This is a genomic window from Pseudomonas asplenii (genome assembly GCF_900105475.1).
Classification (GTDB): Bacteria; Pseudomonadota; Gammaproteobacteria; order Pseudomonadales; family Pseudomonadaceae; genus Aquipseudomonas; species Aquipseudomonas asplenii.
In genome coordinates this window covers 3,800,505-3,818,865 of the sequence record NZ_LT629777.1, presented here as the reverse complement: position 1 = coordinate 3,818,865, position 18,361 = coordinate 3,800,505, and the positions used below count along the sequence as shown (strand labels likewise).

Below are 18,361 nucleotides of genomic sequence, written 5' to 3'. Positions count from 1 at the left end.
AGGCGGATACCGAAAGGCGCGGCAGTTTACGGGGTTCCGGGCCAAATCGGTACACCCTCAGACCGACAGCACCGCCGGCCCGTAGCCTTGCAGAAATTCCTGCGGCATGCGCTTGGGCTTGCCGCTGGACAATTCGATGCAGACAAAGGTGGTTTGCGCGCGCAGCAGCGTCAGGTTGTCGCTGGGACGCACAAGTTGGAAACGCCGGGTCATCTTCAGGCGCTGATCCCAATCGACAATCCAGGTGGCCAGTTGCAGCTCGTCGCCTTCGTAGGCGGCAGCCAGGTAGTCGATTTCATGACGCACCACCGCCATCGCCCGATCCAGTCGGCGATACTCGCTCAGATCCAGGCCCAGGCGCTGGGAATGACGCCAGGCGCAACGCTCAAGCCAGGTGACGTACACCGCGTTATTGGCGTGCCCGAGACCATCGATATCCTCGGCAGACACCTGCAGGTCAAGGGTGAAGGATGTCGCCAGATCCCAGCTCATGTACCGCTCCCGGTCGATTCAAAGACCGGGGCAGTGTAACGGATCAAGCTGATTGACGCTGCGCCAGGCGACGCCCTGCCAACAGCGCCAGGACGCCCTCGATCAACCGCGGATCGGCCAGCACCCGCTGATGGCCGCCGCTTTCCAGGCGCAACAGGCGGCTATCGAACCAGGCCTCGTGAATACGCTGCGATTCATCGACCGCCACCAGCCGATCGTCTTCGGCGTGGACGATCAAGCCCGGCATGTCCATCTGGTAATGCTCGATATCCAGGTGCTCGGCGCGCATGCCGACATCCCGTTCGACTTCACGAATAAACGCCGAACGCGCCCGTGGCGGCAGCCCGACGTAGCGGGCAAACCCCCGCAGCACGCCCAGCACCCGCGCTGGCGCGGCAATACTGACCAACACCTCGGTACGCAAGCCGAGCTGGGTCGCGAGCATCGCGCTGGCTCCACCCATGGAATGACCGATCACCGCCTGGAGCGGCGGTAGCTCGGCGGCTGCTTCAAGCAGCGCCCGCGCAAACGCCACCACATTCGCCTCACGCCCAGGCGACTGGCCATGGGCCGGGCCGTCGAGGGCCACGGCGGTATAACCGGCCGCCACCAGCGCCTCGATCAGACTGGCGAACTGGGTCGGCCGCCCTTCCCAGCCATGCATCAGCAATACGGTCGGACCCTGCCCCCAACGCAGCGCCGACAAGCCGAAACGCAAGGTCATCCGCTCGGCCGTTGCCAGCAGCGGCAACTCCCAGTCCCGAGGCAAACGCTCACGGGGCGTCATGAAAACCTGGCGCATCCGACTCGCGGCAACCCTTGGCGCCACGCGCCCCAAGGTACCGTTGATACCACGAATCCAGCTCAACGTATTCATCGCGTATGACCTCAGCCCAGGACCAAAGCTTCAGCGCACTGCCGACTTGGCAGCACGCAACATTCTGTCGGACAGCTCGCCCGGACCCAGCGCCCGGGCAACGGCCAGGCCGCCAATCATCAGGGCGATATCGGCCAGGGCCTTGTCGGTATCCTCGGGGCTGGCCGCGAGCTGTGCGACCATCAACTCCACATGCTCGTTGAGTGCTTCGCGAAAGCACGCTGGCAGGCTGCCGATCTCACCCACCACGGCAGGCAGCGGGCAGCCCCGCTCGACAGCATCGCGGTGCTTGCGCGACAGGTAGAACGCAGCAATCAGTGCTCGTCGTTCTTCGCCACCCAACTGGTCGTCGACTTCCTCGATCTTCGCTCGACGCTGCGAAAGCAATTGCTTGAATGCTTCGAGCATCAACGCATCCTTGCTCTCGAAATGCGCGTAGAAGCCGCCCACGGTCAGGCCGGCGGCAGCCATCACCTCACTCACGCTAGGCTCGGCCGGGCCACGCTGGATCAACGCGGCGCTGGCAGCCTGCAGGATTCGTTCGCGGGTCTGAGCCTTTTTATCGTTCATTGCCATCTCCAAGTATTACGTCGAAAATATTATTCTCATAATATTTTTTCGCAAGGTTTTCGCCTGACCGTTGGTCCGACTGAGAGAAGCGAAAAGGGATTCAGGGCGAAAAGGCTAAACGCCAGAAAAACAAAAGGGCCATTCAATAATGAATGACCCTTAAAAACCCCGCAGAGCGGGCAATCGTGGCGTCCCCTAGGGGACTCGAACCCCTGTTACCGCCGTGAAAGGGCGGTGTCCTAGGCCACTAGACGAAGGGGACGCAAACCCTTCTTGCATTACAGGAGTCGGCTTGTTGGCGACTTCGACTGCCAGGTGACCTTGATCAACCTGCAGCACCTGCAACATCAGCTCAAGACCGGTGTGGCCAGACCTTGAACCGTAAATTGGTGGAGCTAAGCGGGATCGAACCGCTGACCTCTTGCATGCCATGCAAGCGCTCTCCCAGCTGAGCTATAGCCCCGGATTTTTCGCCTTGCGGCGCAGCGACATCGAGTTGCAATGTCACTTGTGTAAAGCTGGCGTCCCCTAGGGGACTCGAACCCCTGTTACCGCCGTGAAAGGGCGGTGTCCTAGGCCACTAGACGAAGGGGACGTAACCCTTGTGTACCCTATCGGCGCTGGTTCCGATTCGTGGTACAAACTCCAGGTCAGTGTAGCGCAACCTGAAGCTTCTAAATTGGTGGAGCTAAGCGGGATCGAACCGCTGACCTCTTGCATGCCATGCAAGCGCTCTCCCAGCTGAGCTATAGCCCCACAATGTCAGGCTTCACGTCATGTCAGCGTTGCCGCTGTGTTTCCGTGTTGCCTTGTGGACGGGGCGCATATTAAGTGCGACCCACTGCCCTGTCAAACTTTTTTTGAACAAATTCCAAAAGATTTTTCCGCGATAACAATCACTTACCGCCCTCCCCCGGAAAACCGGGGGTTGTCGACCACGCCCACAACCCGTGAATCCGCTGGTGGCGTGGCCATGACCGGCTCAGGCGCTGATTCAGGCAATAGTGCCCAGCAGCTTTTCCCATTCCTTGTTTTCTTTCTTCGATACGCCACCCAGCAGTTCCAAGGCCTGACGCAGCCGGAAACGCGTCAGGTCCGGGCCGAGGATTTCCATCGCGTCGAGCACCGATACCGAGCTGGCCTGCCCGGTGATCGAGGCGAAAATCAGCGGCATGGCATCACGCAGCTTCAACTCCAGGGCATCGACCACCGCCTGAATGGTCGCGGTGATGTTGTCCTTCTCCCACTGGCGCAGGCTTTCCAGCTTCCAGAGGATCAGTTGCATCAGTTTGCGCACATCTTCGGGCGAGAGCTTCTTGTGCTCGAACAACCTGGCGTCCAGCGGCAGACTGCCAGCGAAGAAGAAATTCGCCAGGGGCGCGACCTGGCTGAAGGTCTCGACGCGGCTCTGCACCAGCGGCGCGATCTTCATCAGGTACTCGGGATTGAACGCCCAGTTCTGCACCCGGCTGGCGAACTCTTCCACCGGCAGGTCACGCAGCCACTGGCCGTTGAGCCACGACAGCTTCTCGATATCGAAAATCGGCCCACCGAGGGAGACACGGGACAGGTCGAAGTGGTCGACCATTTCCTGCAGCGAGAACTTCTCGCGCTCGTCCGGCATCGACCAGCCCATACGGCCCAGGTAATTGAGCATCGCCTCGGGCAAAAAGCCCATGCGCTCGTAGAAAGTCACCGAGGTCGGGTTCTTGCGCTTGGACAGCTTGCTCTTGTCCGGGTTACGCAGCAGCGGCATGTAGCACAGCTGCGGCTGCTCCCAGCCGAAGTACTCATAGAGCAGGATCAGCTTGGGCGCCGACGGCAGCCACTCTTCGCCACGCAGTACGTGGGTGATGCCCATCAAGTGATCATCGACCACGTTGGCCAGGAAGTAGGTCGGCAGACCGTCGGTCTTCATCAGGACCTGCATGTCCATCCGATCCCACGGGATCTCGACATCGCCACGCAGCATGTCCGGCACCACGCAGACGCCTTCGCTCGGCACCTTCATGCGGATCACATGGGGTTCGCCAGCGGCCAGGCGACGGGCCACTTCCTCTTTCGACAGCAGCAGGGCGCGGCCGTCGTAGCGTGGGGTTTCGCCACGGGCCATCTGCTCGGCGCGCATCTGATCCAGCTCTTCGGCGGTGCAGAAGCACGGGAAAGCATGCCCCATGTCGACCAGTTGCTGGGTGTACTGCTTGTAGATCTCGCTACGCTCGCTCTGCCGGTACGGGCCGTGCGGGCCACCGACATCCGGACCTTCGGCCCAGGTGATACCCAGCCATTTCAGCGCATCGAAAATCTGCTGTTCGGACTCGCGGGTCGAGCGCAACTGATCGGTGTCTTCGATCCGCAGGATGAACTCGCCACCGTGCTGCTTGGCAAAGCAGTAGTTGAACAAGGCAATGTAGGCGGTGCCAACGTGGGGATCGCCAGTAGGCGACGGCGCGATGCGAGTGCGGACAGTGGTCATGAGCGGTCTCGAAATAGAGATAAAACAAAGGACGAATGGTAACAGGACGACCACCTTCGCCTCCAGCATGGACACCAGGCAGAGGGCATATAAGCCAAGCTTCGCGATAAAAATGGCGCCCTGCCGATAAAAACCGGCTTTCTCCGTAGGTGGCATTTACCCATCAGTTGCGCTGTGCCAGATTTATCTACCGAGAAGTTCACTAATTATTTCGATCGTTGCCCATGCCTGCCCAACTCAAACGCCGCCTGTTCGTGTTCCTGCTGCTCGTCCTGCTGATCGCCCTCGGTTTCTTCGCCGAGTGGTTCTGGCGTGGACGCTTTTATGAAAGCACCGACAACGCTTATGTCCAGGGCGAGATCACCCGGGTTTCCAGCCAGCTCGCGGCCCGTATCGACCAGGTGCTGGTGGCCGACAACCAACATGTCGAACAAGGCCAGTTGCTGGTCCGCCTGGAGGGCGCCGACTTCCAACTGGCGGTCGAGCGGGCCAATGCCACCCTCGCCACCCGCGAAGCCGAACGGCTGCAGGCGCAGAGCAAACTGACCCAGCAGGCCAGCCTGATTGCCGCCGCCGACGCCCAGGTCGCTGCCAGTCAGGCCAGCCTGGGCCGTTCGCAGATCGACCTGTCGCGGGCGCAAACCCTGCGCAAGCCCGGTTATGTCTCCGAGGAGCGGGTCACCACTCTGTCCGCCGACAACCACATCGCCCGCTCCCAGGTCGCCAAGGCCCAGGCCGACCTGCAAAGCCAGCGCCAGCAGGTCAATGCCCTGACCGCCGAACTCAAGCGCCTCGACGGCCAGATCGCCAGCGCCCGCACCGAGCTGGCCCAGGCCGAACTGAACCTGAGCCGCAGCGAAATCCGCGCGCCGATCAGCGGCATGGTCGGCCAGCGCGCGGCTCGCAACGGCCAGTACGTGCAGAGCGGCGCCTACCTGCTGTCGATCGTTCCGGATCAGGACATCTGGGTCCAGGCCAACTTCAAGGAAACCCAGATCGGCCACATGCGCCCCGGACAAAGCGCCACGCTGCGGTTCGATGCCTATGAAGACACACCGATCCAGGGCCGGGTCGACAGCCTGTTCGCCGCCTCCGGCGCGCAGTTCAGCCTGTTGCCACCGGACAATGCCACCGGCAACTTCACCAAGGTGGTGCAGCGGATTCCGGTCAAGCTGATCTTCGCCGCCGACAACCCGTTGCACGGCCTGATCCGACCGGGCATGTCGGTGACCGTCAAGGTCGATATCCGCGACACCGCCAATGGCCGGTGATGCGCTGATCCGCGCCGTCGCCGAACCGACCCGGCGCGACTGGATCGCGGTGATGAGCGTGATGCTCGGTGCTTTCATGGCAGTGCTCGACATCCAGATCACCAACTCCTCGCTCAAGGACATCCAGGGCGCCCTGTCGGCGACCCTGGAAGAAGGTTCGTGGATTTCCACTTCCTACCTGGTGGCCGAGATCATCATGATCCCGCTGACCGCCTGGCTGGTGCAGTTGCTCTCGGCCCGGCGCCTGGCGACCTGGGTCTCGCTGGGCTTCCTCGCCTCGTCGTTGCTGTGTTCGATGGCCTGGAACCTGGAAAGCATGATCGTGTTCCGTGCCATGCAGGGCTTTACCGGCGGCGCGCTGATCCCGCTGGCCTTCACCCTGACCCTGATCAAGCTGCCGGAACACCACCGCGCCAAGGGCATGGCGATGTTCGCCATGACCGCCACCTTCGCCCCCTCGATCGGCCCGACCCTGGGCGGCTGGCTCACGGAAAACTGGGGCTGGGAATACATCTTCTACATCAACATTCCGCCCGGCCTGATCATGATCGCCGGCCTGCTCTATGGCCTGGAGAAAAAGGACGCCCACTGGGAACTGCTCAAGAGCACCGACTACGCCGGAATTGTCACACTCGGCATCGGTCTGGGCTGTCTGCAGGTCTTTCTGGAGGAAGGGCATCGCAAGGACTGGCTGGAATCGCAGTTGATCCTGAGCCTGGGCAGCATCGCCGTGCTGAGCCTGATCACCTTCGTGATCCTGCAACTGTCCAAGCCCAACCCGCTGATCAACCTGCGCATCCTGCGCAACCGCAACTTCGGGCTGTCGAGCATTTCCAGCCTGGGCATGGGCGTAGGCCTGTATGGCTCGATCTACCTGCTGCCGCTGTACCTGGCGCAGATCCAGAATTACAACGCCTTGCAGATCGGCGAGGTGATCATGTGGATGGGCGTGCCGCAACTGTTCCTGATTCCGCTGGTGCCCAAACTGATGAAGCTTGTTTCGCCAAAACTGCTCTGTGCCCTGGGTTTCGGCCTGTTCGGGTTGGCGAGCTTTTCCTCGGGAGTGCTCAACCCGGACTTCGCCGGCCCGCAATTCAACCAGATCCAGATCATCCGAGCCCTCGGCCAGCCACTGATCATGGTCACCATCTCGCTGATCGCCACCGCCTACATCCAGCCCCAGGATGCCGGCTCGGCCTCCAGCCTGTTCAACATCCTGCGCAACCTCGGCGGCGCCATCGGCATCGCGCTGCTCGCCACCCTGCTGGATGCGCGAACCAAGGCCTATTTCGACTACCTGCGCGAAGCCATCGTCCCCTCCAACCCGCAAGTGGCCGAGCGACTGGCACTTTTGACGCAGAAGCTTGGCAGCGAGACGGCCGCGCTGGGCAAACTCAGTGAAATCACCCACCAGCAGGCAATGATCATGGCCTACAACGACGCCTTTCATTTCGTCGGGATCACCCTGGGTATCAGCATGCTCGCGGTGTTGCTGACAAGGGCACTGCCAGCAGGCGTCAAGACCGGTGAGGCGCATTGAGCCTGAACGCCCACAACACCCGGTGCAGCCCCTCCCACTCTGCAACAGCCGGTTTGCCGGCTCATGCAGGGCAGCCTGCCGAGGGATGATTTTTGGGGCTTGCCCGCAACAGGCCCCAGCGGTAGCTTGGCCGACATCAACTGGCCGACTGGCGGAGAGCCGCATGTCCAACGTAGTACTGGTGCTGACGGAAACCGTCAACGAATACCTGCCAATCATCGAACGCCAGGGTTTCGAGCTGATCCTGGCGCCCAACAACGCTCTGCGCGCCGAAGCCATCGCCACCCATGGCCAACGGATCAAGGCGGTGCTGACGCGTGGCCCGCTCGGTCTGTTCGCCGATGAGATCGCCGCCCTGCCGCTGCTGGAAATCATCTGCGTGATCGGTGCCGGTTACGAAAAGGTCGACCTGCAGGCGGCCAGACAACGGGGCATCGTCGTCACCAACGGCGCCGGCGCCAATGCCTCGTCGGTGGCTGATCACGCCATGGCCCTGCTGTTGTCGCTGGTGCGTGACATTCCACGGGCCGACGCCTCGGTGCGCCGTGGCGAATGGCGCAAGCTGATGCGCCCGTCGCTGGGCGGCAAGCGCCTGGGCATTCTCGGCATGGGCGCCGTCGGTTTGGCGATTGCCCAACGTGCCGCACTCGGTTTCGGCATGTCGGTGAGTTACCACAATCGCCGGCAACGCGAAGACCTCGAATATACCTATTGCGCCACACCGGCCGAACTGGCTGCCGCCTCGGACTACCTGATCATCGCTACACCGGGTGGCGCCGCGACCAACGGCCTGATTGGCAAGCCGGAGCTGGAGGCCCTGGGCCCGGACGGTTTCCTCGTCAATATCGCCCGCGCCAGCGTGGTGCTCACCGACGAACTGGTGACGGCGCTGGAGCAAGGGCGGATCGCCGGTGCGGCACTGGATGTGTTCGACGACGAGCCGAATGTGCCGGACGTGCTCAAGGGCCTGCCCAATGTCGTGCTGACACCCCACGTCGCCGGTCTGTCGCCGGAGGCCTCGCAGGCAACGGTCAGTCTGGTGGCGCAGAATCTGCTGGCGTACTTTTCCGGCCAACCGGTACTCACGCCTGTTGCACTGCCCGAGTGATGACGCAGTGAGCGAGAGGCCATGATCGATCTCTTTCCCCACGCCCCACGGGTACTTCCTGCATGGAACGCCCTTCCCGCCTGCGGCACCTTAGCCTGCCTGCTGCTGAGCCTTTCGCCCCTGGTCCAGGCCGCCGAGGCGCCAGAACAGTAAACCGCTATCGGCCTGAACTTCCGTCGAGCAATACCGGTCAGCTCAGTGAGTGCCGCCAACCCGCACACTCACCGCAGCCTGTTCCCCGACCCGGAGTCTCGCGGCCATGACCGATCACCCCCAGGAACCCCAGAGTCCCATCGAAGCCCACGGCGTCATCGGTGACATGGGCAGCGCCGCGCTGATCAATGACCGCGGCAGCGTCGATTTCTTCTGCTGGCCGGCCTTCGACAGCCCGGCGATCTTCTGCGCCCTGCTCGACAGCCCCGACGCCGGGATCTTCCAGCTGGCGCCTGACCTGCCCGACGCGCGGCGCGAGCAGATCTACCTGCCCGACACCAATGTGCTGCGCACCCGCTGGCTGAGTGCCCAGGCGGTGGTGGAAATCACCGACCTGCTGCCGATCAGCGATAACGAGGATGACCTGCCCCTGCTGATCCGTCGCGTCCGGGTGGTCAGCGGCCACGCCAGGTTCCATATGTGCTGCGCCGTGCGGCATGACTATGCGCGCGCTGCGACCATGGCCCGGCTTGATGGCGCCGACGTCTGCTTCGACGCCCCCGGCCAACCGAGTCTGCGCCTGTGCGCCGACCAGCCGTTGCGCCTGGAACAACAGGCCGCCGTTGCCACCTTCGAGTTGGGTCAGGAGCAGGAAGCCGAATTCCTTCTCGGCGCCGTCGATGATCCACGGGTCAAGCTCGGCGAGAGCGGCGTCGCGCTGCAACATACCCTGACCTTCTGGCAGCACTGGATCGGCCGCTCCACCTACCGGGGTCGCTGGCGCGAGGCGGTCAATCGCTCGGCACTGGCCCTCAAGCTGCTGACTTCGCGCAAGCACGGCGCGATCCTGGCCGCAGCAACCTTCGGCCTGCCGGAAAGCCGCGGCGGTGAACGCAACTGGGACTATCGCTACACCTGGATCCGCGATGCGTCATTCACCGTCTATGCCTTCATGCGCCTGGGTTATGTCGAGGTGGCCAACGACTTCATGGGCTGGCTGCGTCGGCGCATCGACGATGGTTGCGACCAATCCGTCAAACTCAACGTCCTGTATGCCATCGATGGCAACCAGCAACTGCCCGAGATCGAGCTGGCGCACCTGTCCGGTTACGGCAATGCCCGCCCGGTACGCATCGGCAACCAGGCCTGGGAACAGGTCCAGCTGGATATCTTCGGCGAGTTGATGGATGCGGTGTACCTGACCAACAAATACGGCGAAGCCATTTCCCATCAGGGCTGGCTGCGCGTCGGCCAGATCATCGACCACGTCTGCGCCAACTGGAACAAGCCGGATGTCGGTATCTGGGAAATGCGCGGCGGCAAACATCACTTCCTGCATTCGCGGCTGATGTGCTGGGTAGCCCTGGACCGCGCCATCCGCCTGGCGTCCAAGCGCTCGCTGCCGGCGCCGTTCGCCCGCTGGGACGAGACCCGTACGGCAATCCACAACGATATCTGGAGCAACTTCTGGAACGCCGAACACGGGCACTTCGTCCAGCACACCGGCGGTACCGGGCTGGACGGTTCGATGCTGCTGATGCCCCTGGTGCGTTTTGTCGGTGCTACCGATCCACACTGGCTGGCGACCCTGGATGCCATCGAGAAAAGCCTGGTGCGCGACGGCATGGTCTATCGCTACCGCAACGATGACCATCCCATCGACGGCCTGCCGGGCAACGAAGGCGCCTTCGCCGCCTGCTCGTTCTGGTACGTCGAATGCCTGGCCCGCGCCGGTCGCGTGGAACAGGCGCACCTGGAGTTCGAGCAGTTGCTGCGTTACGCCAACCCGCTGGGGCTGTATGCCGAGGAATTCGATCCCCAGGCACGGCACCTGGGCAACACGCCGCAAGCCCTGACCCACCTGGCACTGATCAGCGCGGCCTGCTTTCTCGACCGCAAGCTCAGCGGCGATGTGACGCCGTGGCAGCCTTGAACGACAGGGCTGAGGGTGTTTGTATGAAGTTTGTAACGAAACTGAATATATTTAATTACCGGTCGATACAGTTGATTAGAATTCTTTCAAGAACCCTACAATCGACAGGATATTTCCCATGGTTTTCTCAACAGAAACCCGGCAGGACGCCAAGGCCACCAGCCACCTGAGTGCTGGAGGTCGCGTATGAGCGTAGGTTCGATCACCGCCTGGGCCACCGAGATGCGTTCACGGGTTCTGAAGCAAGGCACCGCAGCGGCGGAAAAGGCCGCCAAGCAGGAGGTCAAGACCCGCGATGTCCTCAAGGACGTCAAGCCGGACCCGACAGCGCTCGACACGGTCAAGATGGCCAAGGACAAGCTGCAGTCGAAGTTCCAGGGCTTCGATGCGAAATCGGTTACCCCCGAGCAGTTGGCCAAGTACAGCGATGTGCTCAAGGAACAGGGCCTGATCAGCGCCTCTACCGCGAACCTGCTCTCCACCGCTGGCGCGCAGAAGAAACCAAACGATAAATTCAACGCCCTGGACTACTTCGCCAACCAGATCAGCGCGTTGCAAAACAGCCCGACGAAGAACGACCAGTTCTCCAGTTACATGATCCCCGAGTACAAGCGGGCGATCAACGTGATGCTCAATCTGCAACAGTTCGCCAGCTCCGGCGCCAGCCTCTCGATCGACACCAAGGCCTGAGCGCCCGGCATTCACCCGTGGCGCCAGACGTCACGGGCTCCTGACCCCTTTCCCTACCTTGGCACGCATGACTCGCCAGACCTTTTCCTGTGTCCAGCGCGCCCTCATGCGCAAATGATTTTTATCTATCAATGTAAATAATTATTATGTAGATTCATGCCCGACGAATTCGCGCACACTGGAGCACCCGCAAGATGCCGAACACAACCCGTCGGGCTTGGGCCACAGGCTGCAAGCGTCTAAGCTGGGGAACCTCCCTACCCAGCCTTGGATCGCCGTGTGAAATTCAGTCTGCCCAAAGTTGCCACCGCCCCTTTCTGCCCTTCTGAAGTGAACGGCTCGATCGCCGTCGACAGCAGCGCGCCGTTCTTCAAGCGGGCGCTGCGTTTCGCCGGCCCCGGTCTGCTGGTCTCCATCGGCTACATGGACCCGGGCAACTGGGCCACCGCGATCGAGGCCGGCTCGCGCTATGGCTACAGCCTGCTGTTCGTGGTGCTGCTGGCGAGCCTCGCAGGCATGGCCGTGCAATGCCTGTGCTCACGCCTGGGAATCGCCACCGGCCGCGACCTGGCGCAACTGTGCCGGGATCGCTACAGCCGCCGCTCGACGATGGCCCAGTGGCTGCTCGCGGAAATTTCCATTATTGCCACGGACCTGGCCGAAGTGCTCGGCTGCGCCCTGGCCTTCCACCTGCTGCTGGGCTGCTCGCTGACCTTCGGCATCGTCCTCACGGCCTTCGATACCCTGCTGATCCTGGCCTTGCAAAACCGAGGTTTCCGACGTCTGGAAGCGATCATGCTGGTGCTGGTAGCGACCATCGGCGTGTGCTTCTTCATCGAACTGGTCCTGATCAAGCCCTACTGGCCGGCTGTGTTCGACGGTTTCAAACCATCGGTCTCAGCGCTGAGCGAAACTGCACCGCTGTACCTGGCCATCGGCATCCTCGGGGCCACGGTGATGCCGCATAACCTCTACTTGCACACGTCCATCGTTCAGACCCGACTGGTCGGCAACGACCTTGCCAGCCGACGTGATGCCGTACACCTGGCACGCTTCGACACCATCGGCTCGCTGGCCCTGGCACTGCTGGTCAACGCGGCGATCCTGATTCTCGCAGCGGCGGCCTTCCACCAGTCGGGGCACACCGATGTGGTGGAAATCCAGGACGCCTATCACCTGCTCGACCCGCTGGTGGGCGGGGCCTTCGCCAGTATTCTGTTCGGTGTCGCGCTGCTGGCCTCGGGGCAAAGCTCGACCTTCACCGGCACCATTGCCGGCCAGGTGATCATGGAAGGCTACCTGAACCTGAAGATCCCCTGCTGGCAACGCCGCCTGATCACTCGCGGGCTGGCGCTGATCCCGGCTTTCATCGGCGTCTGGCTGATGGGCGAAGGAGCCGTGGGCAAGTTGCTGGTGCTGAGCCAGGTGGTCCTGAGCCTGCAACTGCCTTTTGCCCTGTACCCGCTGATCCGCCTGACCAGTGACGAACGCCTGATGGGCGAGTTCGTCAACCGCTGGTACACCAAGGGCCTGGCCTGGCTGCTGTTCGTCGCGATCAGCACGGCGAACATCTGGCTGATCGCGCAGATTTTCAGCGAATGACCCGCCAGCGCCCCGAACCCGTTCGGGGCGTCTGCTCATCCATGATTCATGGGCAAGGGTGGTCACCCAGCAGTGTCCAGGCCGCCCCAGGGGGAGCGGTGTTGACCCAGTACTTGGCCTGGTACGACTTGCCCGCGTGGATCACCTGGTTGCCAGCGACATAAGGCCGCCCGGCCTGCCACGGCACCGGCAGTGCGCTGACCAGGGTAAAGGCATCGGTCTTGTCCGGTGAAACACCACGGCTCGACCAACCGGCTCGCCAGATCACTCCATTGTGCTGCACCGTATCGCCGCCAACGTACGTCTTGAGCGAATCCCATCGCGGATATTGCCCGGCGCCCGGATCGCTCGGAACACAGCCGTCTCCGCCGCCGGAACCGGCGACAACCCGGACAACCTGGGTTTTCACAGCCTCGCGGCCCTGGGCGTCGCGCACGCTGAGTTGCACCGTACGCTGACCGACCGTGGCCGGTGCGATGGCGACAATCCGCTGGCTGCTGGAACTGGCAGGGGTGAAGTCGGGCAAGCGCCATGTGTAAGCCAGTTGATTGCCGGTCGACGCCGCTGCCGAAAAATCGAGGGGCTTGCCGACTTCGACCTGCTCATGGGCGGTGATAATGGCCACGGGAACCAGGCTGACCGGCTCGGCGTTGACGTTCACGTCCTGGCTGTCGCTCAGTTCGTCGCTATTGGTCACGGTCAGGCGGAAGGTGAAATGGCTGCTGCGGTTCACCGCCGGTATGCTCGCCCGCGCCTCCCTTGCCGAACTGCCGGCGATACTGACGTCTGGCGTGCCGTCGGTCTGTTCCCAGCGATAACGCAACGCCCCTCCCGCCGGGTCGGAAGACTGCGAGCCATCGAGTCGCACCACCTGTGCACCGAGCACCGCAGAAGGCTCCGCCCGGGCAACCGCATAGGGCGGATTGGCCTCCACCGGATCAGGGTAGAAATTCGCCACCACGGGTGCGCGCACGCCCCAGACCCGGGCGTTGTCACTGACATTCACCACGCCCAAGGGCGCCTCCTTGTAGGTGCGATAGGGGTTGGACCAGTAGTTGATCACCGTGCAACGCGAACAGTAAGGCGCCATGATCGTCGACCAACGCAGATCGCCCGAGGTTTTCTGATGACCGGAACCATAGGGAAACGCATTGCCTTGCGCCTCCTCCGGTGTATGGTCGGCACCGATGTTGTGGCCGATTTCGTGCTGGACCGTCGTGCCGTCCGAGAAGCATGTCCAGTCGATCGCGCCATAGGCCGTGGCCTTGCTCGAATTGAGCGTGGCCAGGCCGCAATAGGAACGGATATCCGCCACCAGCACCACCAGGTCCGCGCGGTGTTCATCACGTAACGCCCAGGTCGGGGCCCCGAGGTCCGGGTCCGACCGGCTCTCGATCTTGTCCAGCAACCGATCGCCGTCTGCCTGGGCCTGCTGGGCATACTTGAGGATATAGGTACCAGCGCTCTCGAACCGGGTGGGAATACCACTGTTGACGAAGGACTGATTCGACTCCTCCATCACCAGCGCAGCCTGGGCCTGTAGCCCGGCCTCGCCGCCGAGCCTGTCCACCGCCAGGGGCGTGGCGACGATCATGACCCGGATCGTGCTGATCCCGTCACGCGGGCGCGACGCGGCGACCGCCTCCGAAGCTGGCACGTCCGCGCCCTTGCCGCTGACATGCCGGCGCTGATCGGAACCCTCATCGAAGTGGCGCTTTTTGCTGGGGTCGACCTGCACCAGAACCTGCCCTCCCTGAGTGAGTGGCAGGATTCTATGTACCTCACCGCCCACCCGGATGATCCCGGTGATCTGATCAGCGTTACGCACCAGAATCACCGAGTTCAACTCATCGATCAGCCGCTCGTCTTCGGCAGCAACTCGACTGTTCTCCCCCGGGACGAAGACCTCACCTCGCCAGACCGACCCACTGGCGTTGGTGCGATAAAACAGCTTGCGCGCGCTGACCACCCGGCCATTGCCCAGCGGTATGCGCAACACATCGAGTTGATCGGACAACAGATCGGCATTGGCCCGGACCCGTTGTACCGAGCTGAACGCCTGGGTCTCCAGAACCGCCGACAACGCCGGATCACCGCTTTGCCGCATCTGCTGTGGCGATTGCGCGGGCTCGATCGTCAGAAAGCTGTCTGCCGCCCATGAGCCGGGGGCAACGATCAACAGACAGAGAATCCACGCGAAGCCGCTGTAGCGTTTCCATGAACCGGATCGCGCACCAGACAGGTGAAAAGTCATGACACTCTCCCATTCGAACGGACAAGGCGCTGCCTTGGCAGTTCGCACATGTATGTTTTCGTGGGGTGCTGGTGACGATCGACTACGCGCTACAACATGATGGGGGCGCTGACACGCACCCTACGACTCAAACACCTGCTCGCGGGCATTCGAAAGCCGTTTCAATACGACGGGAGCTGACTGGATAACCACGCCTACTGCCTTTCCCAAGTGAAACAGACGTCCGGCCTTGACCAGTACCCTGGACAGTAAAGGGCCTGTTGCACTGCACAGGAGAGTCTAGACATAAAATCGCCGGGTACGCGAACCGACCCGATAATTGTTCCCCCCACGCATCACCGATCCAGGCGACACGGGCGGCGTAGACCCGATCCGATTACACTGTGCTACCCAAGGCTTCCGGATGCCCCATGGACATCGACCTCGCCCGCACCTTTCTCGAAATCGCCCGCTGCGGCAGCCTGGTGGCCGCCGCCGAGAAACTGCACGTGACCCAGACCGCGATCACCGCACGGGTACAGAAGCTCGAGAGCCAGCTCGATGCCAGATTGTTCGTACGCAATCGCGCCGGCGCCCGGTTGACCGCCGACGGCGAGGCTTTCGTGGTCTACGCCAATCAACTGGTAGAGACCTGGGATGCGGCCCGGCGCGATCTGCCGTTGCCGGAAGGGTTCAACAACGTGCTGCACATCGGCGGCGAAGTCAGCCTGTGCAACCCGCTGATTCTCAGTTGGGCCAACGCTTTGCGCGAACATATCCCGACCCATGCCCTGCGCACGGAAATCCGTGATGGCGAGCAGTTGCTGCGCCAGCTCGAACTGGGTGTGCTCGATGCCGCGCTGGTCTATCAGCCAGCCTACTGGCCGGGGCTGCAGGTGGAGCAGTTGCTGGAGGAAAAACTGATCCTGGTGCGCTTGACGGAAAAGCCCGAGCCCTATGTGTATATCGACTGGGGTGAAGGCTTCCGTCGCCAGCACGACGCTGCGCTGCCGGACAAGGCCCGCGCCGCCGCCAGCTTCAACCTGGGCCCGGTGGCTCTGCAGTTCATCCTGGGTAACGGTGGCTCCGGCTATTTCCGCACCCGCGTGATCCAGAGCTACCTGGACAGTGGTGTGATGGAGCGGGTGCCCAAGGCACCGGAGTTCAGCTACCCGACCTATCTGGTATACGCCCGCGAGCGGGACTCGGCCGCCCTGCAGAAAGCCTTCGAGCTTCTACGCGAAATCGTCAAGGCCGACACCGACTGGTCCCAGCGCTGGGACCCGATGATCTGAGTTTCATCAAAGCGGCACACCACATTCTCCCTTCAGACGCACTCCATCGCCCAAAGCCATAGACCTGCCAGAAAAGTCCGACAAATCAGCTGTCAGGCCTCAACTAAGGTGAAAACAGATACAAATTCTCCATTTCATTCTATACGTAGATAGCGTACAAATAATGAATGCTCTGTTTATCGAATTGCCGCCTTTCGAACGTCACCGCAAAACCTGTCTGGGTGATGAAGCCTTTCGCTGTTTTCAACTGGCGCTGATGCATAACCCTGAAGCCGGTGACGTGATTCAAGGTACCGGCGGGTTGCGCAAGGTGCGTTGCATGGACATGCAGCGGCAGAAAGGCAAGCGGGGCGGCATCCGGGTGATCGACTACTGGTGGCCGCAAGGTGCGCGGTTCTGGCTGTTCACCCTGTACGACAAGGACGAGCAGGACGACTTGAGTTCACAACAGAAAACCGTGCTGAAACGGCTTCTGTTCCTGGAGATAGAGGCAAGAAAACATCATGAAACGTGACATCTTTGCAGAACTGGTCGAGGGCTTCGATGCCCTGGCCGACGAGCGCCAGGGGAAAGTCACCCTGCGCACCCACAAGGTCCAGTTGAACAAGCTGCAGCCGCTCGGTGCCGAGGAGCTGGTGGCCATTCGTAATCAGTTGAAACTGTCGCGGGCCGTGTTCGCCATGTACCTGCGCACCAATACCCGTACCCTGGAGAACTGGGAACAAGGGCGGGCCCGGCCGAATGCCCAGGCCACGACCTTGATCCGGCTGGTGGAGAAGTACCCGGAGACGGTAGAACACCTGGCGTCCCTGGGTTGAGTGGCGGGAGCGGCGAGCGCTCCCGCGGACTTCAGGCGTGCTCGAGATTCTTCTGGGGCACCTGCTTCACGACCGCCGCCGTTTCGAACCGATCCGCCAGGAACGGTGTGATATCCAGCGGCAACGGTTTTTCATTGACCAGGCGCTCAAGCATCACCCCGGTGATCGCCGAGGTCAGGATCCCGGTGCGGAAATGGCCGCAGGCATTGAGATACCCCTCGACACCCGCCATCGGCCCCAGGATCGGCAATTCATCCGGCGACCCCGGGCGCAGGCCAGCCCAGCAGCGCTTGAGGTTGACGCCCTGCAACTGCGGCACGCAGCGCACGGCGCCCTGCACCAGCCCGGCCACTTCCGGGAACGTGGTGCTCACGTCGAAGCCCTTGTCCTCGGTGGTGCTGCCGATCAGGATCTCGCCGTTGTCCTTCTGCGCCATGTAGCAGTCACTGGTGGTCAGGCAACCGCGTAACAGAGCGGGCATGCGCTCGGTCAGGAGGATCTGTCCCTTGACCGGCTTGACCGGAATCGCGATCCCGGTGGCCTGCTGGCTGAGTTCGGCAGCCCAGGCCCCCGCCGCGTTGATCAAGGTGGAGCAATGGAACTCGCCCTCTTCCGCTGTCCGAACACCACTCACACGACCGCCCTGGTGCAGCACATCGGTGACGTTGGTGTTGAAGAACAGATCGACACCGTTCTGCCGCGCGCCCTCGGTATAGGAGTCCGCCAGGCGGAACGGGCTGAGCTGATGGTCGCAGAGAAACTCCAGCGCGCCTTGCGCTTCGCCGCTCACCGCCGGCTCGGACTCGCGCAGGGCGTCCCGATCCAGCCAGCGCAACTGATCCGCCAGATGCGGGATGTGCGAGACGATATGTTCGGCGTACAGGCGATCCTCGTCGTCATAAATCACGTATTTCAAGCCAGTGCGTTCGAACTTGCAGTCCATGCCATGGCGTTCGAGCAACTCGCGGTGCAACTGCGGGTACAGCGCATTGGACTGCAAGGCAAAGTCAAAGAACGACTGCGGCAGGATATGCGGGGTACTGGAATCCACCACCACCGCCGCGCCATGGGCTTCGCGACGGCGCCGGGCGGACATCATGCGAAAGAAGATCACCCCGCAGCCCAACCCCACCGACTCACCGATGGCCCACAGGCCTCCGGCGGAGGCGCGGGTCGCATTGCCCGGACGCTTGGCGTCGATCAGGGCGATCCGCAGGTTTTTCTCTCGGGACAGGTGATAGGCGCAGGAAGCACCAATCACACCGCCACCGGCAATCACGACATCATAGGTTCTGCTCATGGT

At 62.3% G+C, this 18,361-nt stretch carries 15 protein-coding genes and 4 tRNA genes; 9 read left to right on the top strand and 10 right to left on the bottom strand.

Translation table 11 applies throughout. The features are described 5' to 3' along the window. Nucleotides 1–57: 57 nt before the first annotated feature. From BLU37_RS17570 to gltX, 8 genes are all read right to left on the bottom strand, one after another. Nucleotides 58–492: an acyl-CoA thioesterase gene (locus tag BLU37_RS17570; RefSeq protein WP_090207036.1), complete on the bottom strand. Its 435-nt coding sequence runs from the start codon at nucleotides 490–492 to the stop codon at nucleotides 58–60. A gap of 43 nt (nucleotides 493–535) precedes the next feature. Next, nucleotides 536–1,369, bottom strand: a complete 834-nt coding sequence (locus BLU37_RS17565) for an alpha/beta fold hydrolase (protein ID WP_090207034.1) — start codon at nucleotides 1,367–1,369, stop codon at nucleotides 536–538. 30 nt (nucleotides 1,370–1,399) lie between these two features. After that, nucleotides 1,400–1,939 (bottom strand): TetR/AcrR family transcriptional regulator, encoded by a 540-nt coding sequence (locus BLU37_RS17560; protein WP_090207031.1) that lies wholly within the window; start codon nucleotides 1,937–1,939, stop codon nucleotides 1,400–1,402. Between the two features lie 186 nt (nucleotides 1,940–2,125). Continuing rightward, nucleotides 2,126–2,201 (bottom strand) — tRNA-Glu (locus BLU37_RS17555). A 125-nt stretch (nucleotides 2,202–2,326) separates the two neighbouring features. Continuing rightward, a tRNA-Ala gene (locus BLU37_RS17550) sits at nucleotides 2,327–2,402 on the bottom strand. Nucleotides 2,403–2,458: 56 nt separating this feature from the next. Further along, nucleotides 2,459–2,534: transfer RNA gene (locus BLU37_RS17545), tRNA-Glu, on the bottom strand. Nucleotides 2,535–2,619: 85 nt separating this feature from the next. Further along, a tRNA-Ala gene (locus BLU37_RS17540) sits at nucleotides 2,620–2,695 on the bottom strand. A 238-nt stretch (nucleotides 2,696–2,933) separates the two neighbouring features. Then, nucleotides 2,934–4,415, bottom strand: coding sequence for a glutamate--tRNA ligase (gene gltX / locus BLU37_RS17535; protein WP_029534153.1), 1,482 nt, complete (start codon nucleotides 4,413–4,415; stop codon nucleotides 2,934–2,936). A gap of 224 nt (nucleotides 4,416–4,639) precedes the next feature. Between gltX and BLU37_RS17530 the strand changes: the two genes are divergently transcribed. The 6 genes from BLU37_RS17530 to BLU37_RS17505 all read left to right on the top strand — a co-directional run bounded on the left by BLU37_RS17530 (nucleotide 4,640) and on the right by BLU37_RS17505 (nucleotide 12,712). Further along, complete coding sequence (locus BLU37_RS17530) at nucleotides 4,640–5,686, top strand: HlyD family secretion protein (protein WP_090207028.1); 1,047 nt, start codon at nucleotides 4,640–4,642, stop codon at nucleotides 5,684–5,686. Between the two features lie 49 nt (nucleotides 5,687–5,735). After that, the gene (locus BLU37_RS17525) at nucleotides 5,736–7,226 is read left to right on the top strand and encodes an MDR family MFS transporter (protein ID WP_172833118.1); all 1,491 of its coding nucleotides are present in this window, start codon (nucleotides 5,736–5,738) and stop codon (nucleotides 7,224–7,226) included. Between the two features lie 163 nt (nucleotides 7,227–7,389). Continuing rightward, on the top strand, nucleotides 7,390–8,334 hold the full coding sequence (locus BLU37_RS17520; protein WP_090207022.1) for a 2-hydroxyacid dehydrogenase: 945 nt from the start codon (nucleotides 7,390–7,392) through the stop codon (nucleotides 8,332–8,334). Nucleotides 8,335–8,593: 259 nt separating this feature from the next. Next, complete coding sequence (locus tag BLU37_RS17515; protein ID WP_090207020.1) at nucleotides 8,594–10,420, top strand: glycoside hydrolase family 15 protein; 1,827 nt, start codon at nucleotides 8,594–8,596, stop codon at nucleotides 10,418–10,420. Between the two features lie 186 nt (nucleotides 10,421–10,606). Continuing rightward, on the top strand, nucleotides 10,607–11,110 hold the full coding sequence (locus BLU37_RS17510; RefSeq protein ID WP_090207016.1) for a hypothetical protein: 504 nt from the start codon (nucleotides 10,607–10,609) through the stop codon (nucleotides 11,108–11,110). Between the two features lie 279 nt (nucleotides 11,111–11,389). Further along, on the top strand, nucleotides 11,390–12,712 hold the full coding sequence (locus BLU37_RS17505; protein WP_090207013.1) for an Nramp family divalent metal transporter: 1,323 nt from the start codon (nucleotides 11,390–11,392) through the stop codon (nucleotides 12,710–12,712). Nucleotides 12,713–12,758: 46 nt separating this feature from the next. On the opposite strand, the gene BLU37_RS17500 is transcribed toward BLU37_RS17505, so the two are convergent. Beyond that, nucleotides 12,759–14,966, bottom strand: coding sequence for a M12 family metallo-peptidase (locus tag BLU37_RS17500; RefSeq protein ID WP_090207011.1), 2,208 nt, complete (start codon nucleotides 14,964–14,966; stop codon nucleotides 12,759–12,761). 410 nt (nucleotides 14,967–15,376) lie between these two features. On the opposite strand from BLU37_RS17500, the gene BLU37_RS17495 reads away from it, so the two are divergent. The 3 genes from BLU37_RS17495 to BLU37_RS17485 all read left to right on the top strand — a co-directional run bounded on the left by BLU37_RS17495 (nucleotide 15,377) and on the right by BLU37_RS17485 (nucleotide 17,058). Continuing rightward, nucleotides 15,377–16,240, top strand: coding sequence for a LysR family transcriptional regulator (locus BLU37_RS17495; RefSeq protein WP_090207008.1), 864 nt, complete (start codon nucleotides 15,377–15,379; stop codon nucleotides 16,238–16,240). A 163-nt stretch (nucleotides 16,241–16,403) separates the two neighbouring features. Next, a complete protein-coding gene (locus BLU37_RS17490; RefSeq protein ID WP_090207005.1) occupies nucleotides 16,404–16,754 on the top strand; it encodes a toxin in 351 nt (116 codons plus the stop codon). Next, nucleotides 16,744–17,058, top strand: a complete 315-nt coding sequence (locus BLU37_RS17485) for a helix-turn-helix domain-containing protein (protein ID WP_090207003.1) — start codon at nucleotides 16,744–16,746, stop codon at nucleotides 17,056–17,058. Before BLU37_RS17490 ends, BLU37_RS17485 begins: the two co-directional genes overlap by 11 nt. Before the next feature lie 31 nt (nucleotides 17,059–17,089). Here BLU37_RS17485 and hcnC read toward each other — a convergent pair whose 3' ends face one another. Then, the gene (gene hcnC / locus BLU37_RS17480; RefSeq protein WP_090207000.1) at nucleotides 17,090–18,358 is read right to left on the bottom strand and encodes a cyanide-forming glycine dehydrogenase subunit HcnC; all 1,269 of its coding nucleotides are present in this window, start codon (nucleotides 18,356–18,358) and stop codon (nucleotides 17,090–17,092) included. Nucleotides 18,359–18,361 lie beyond the last annotated feature (3 nt).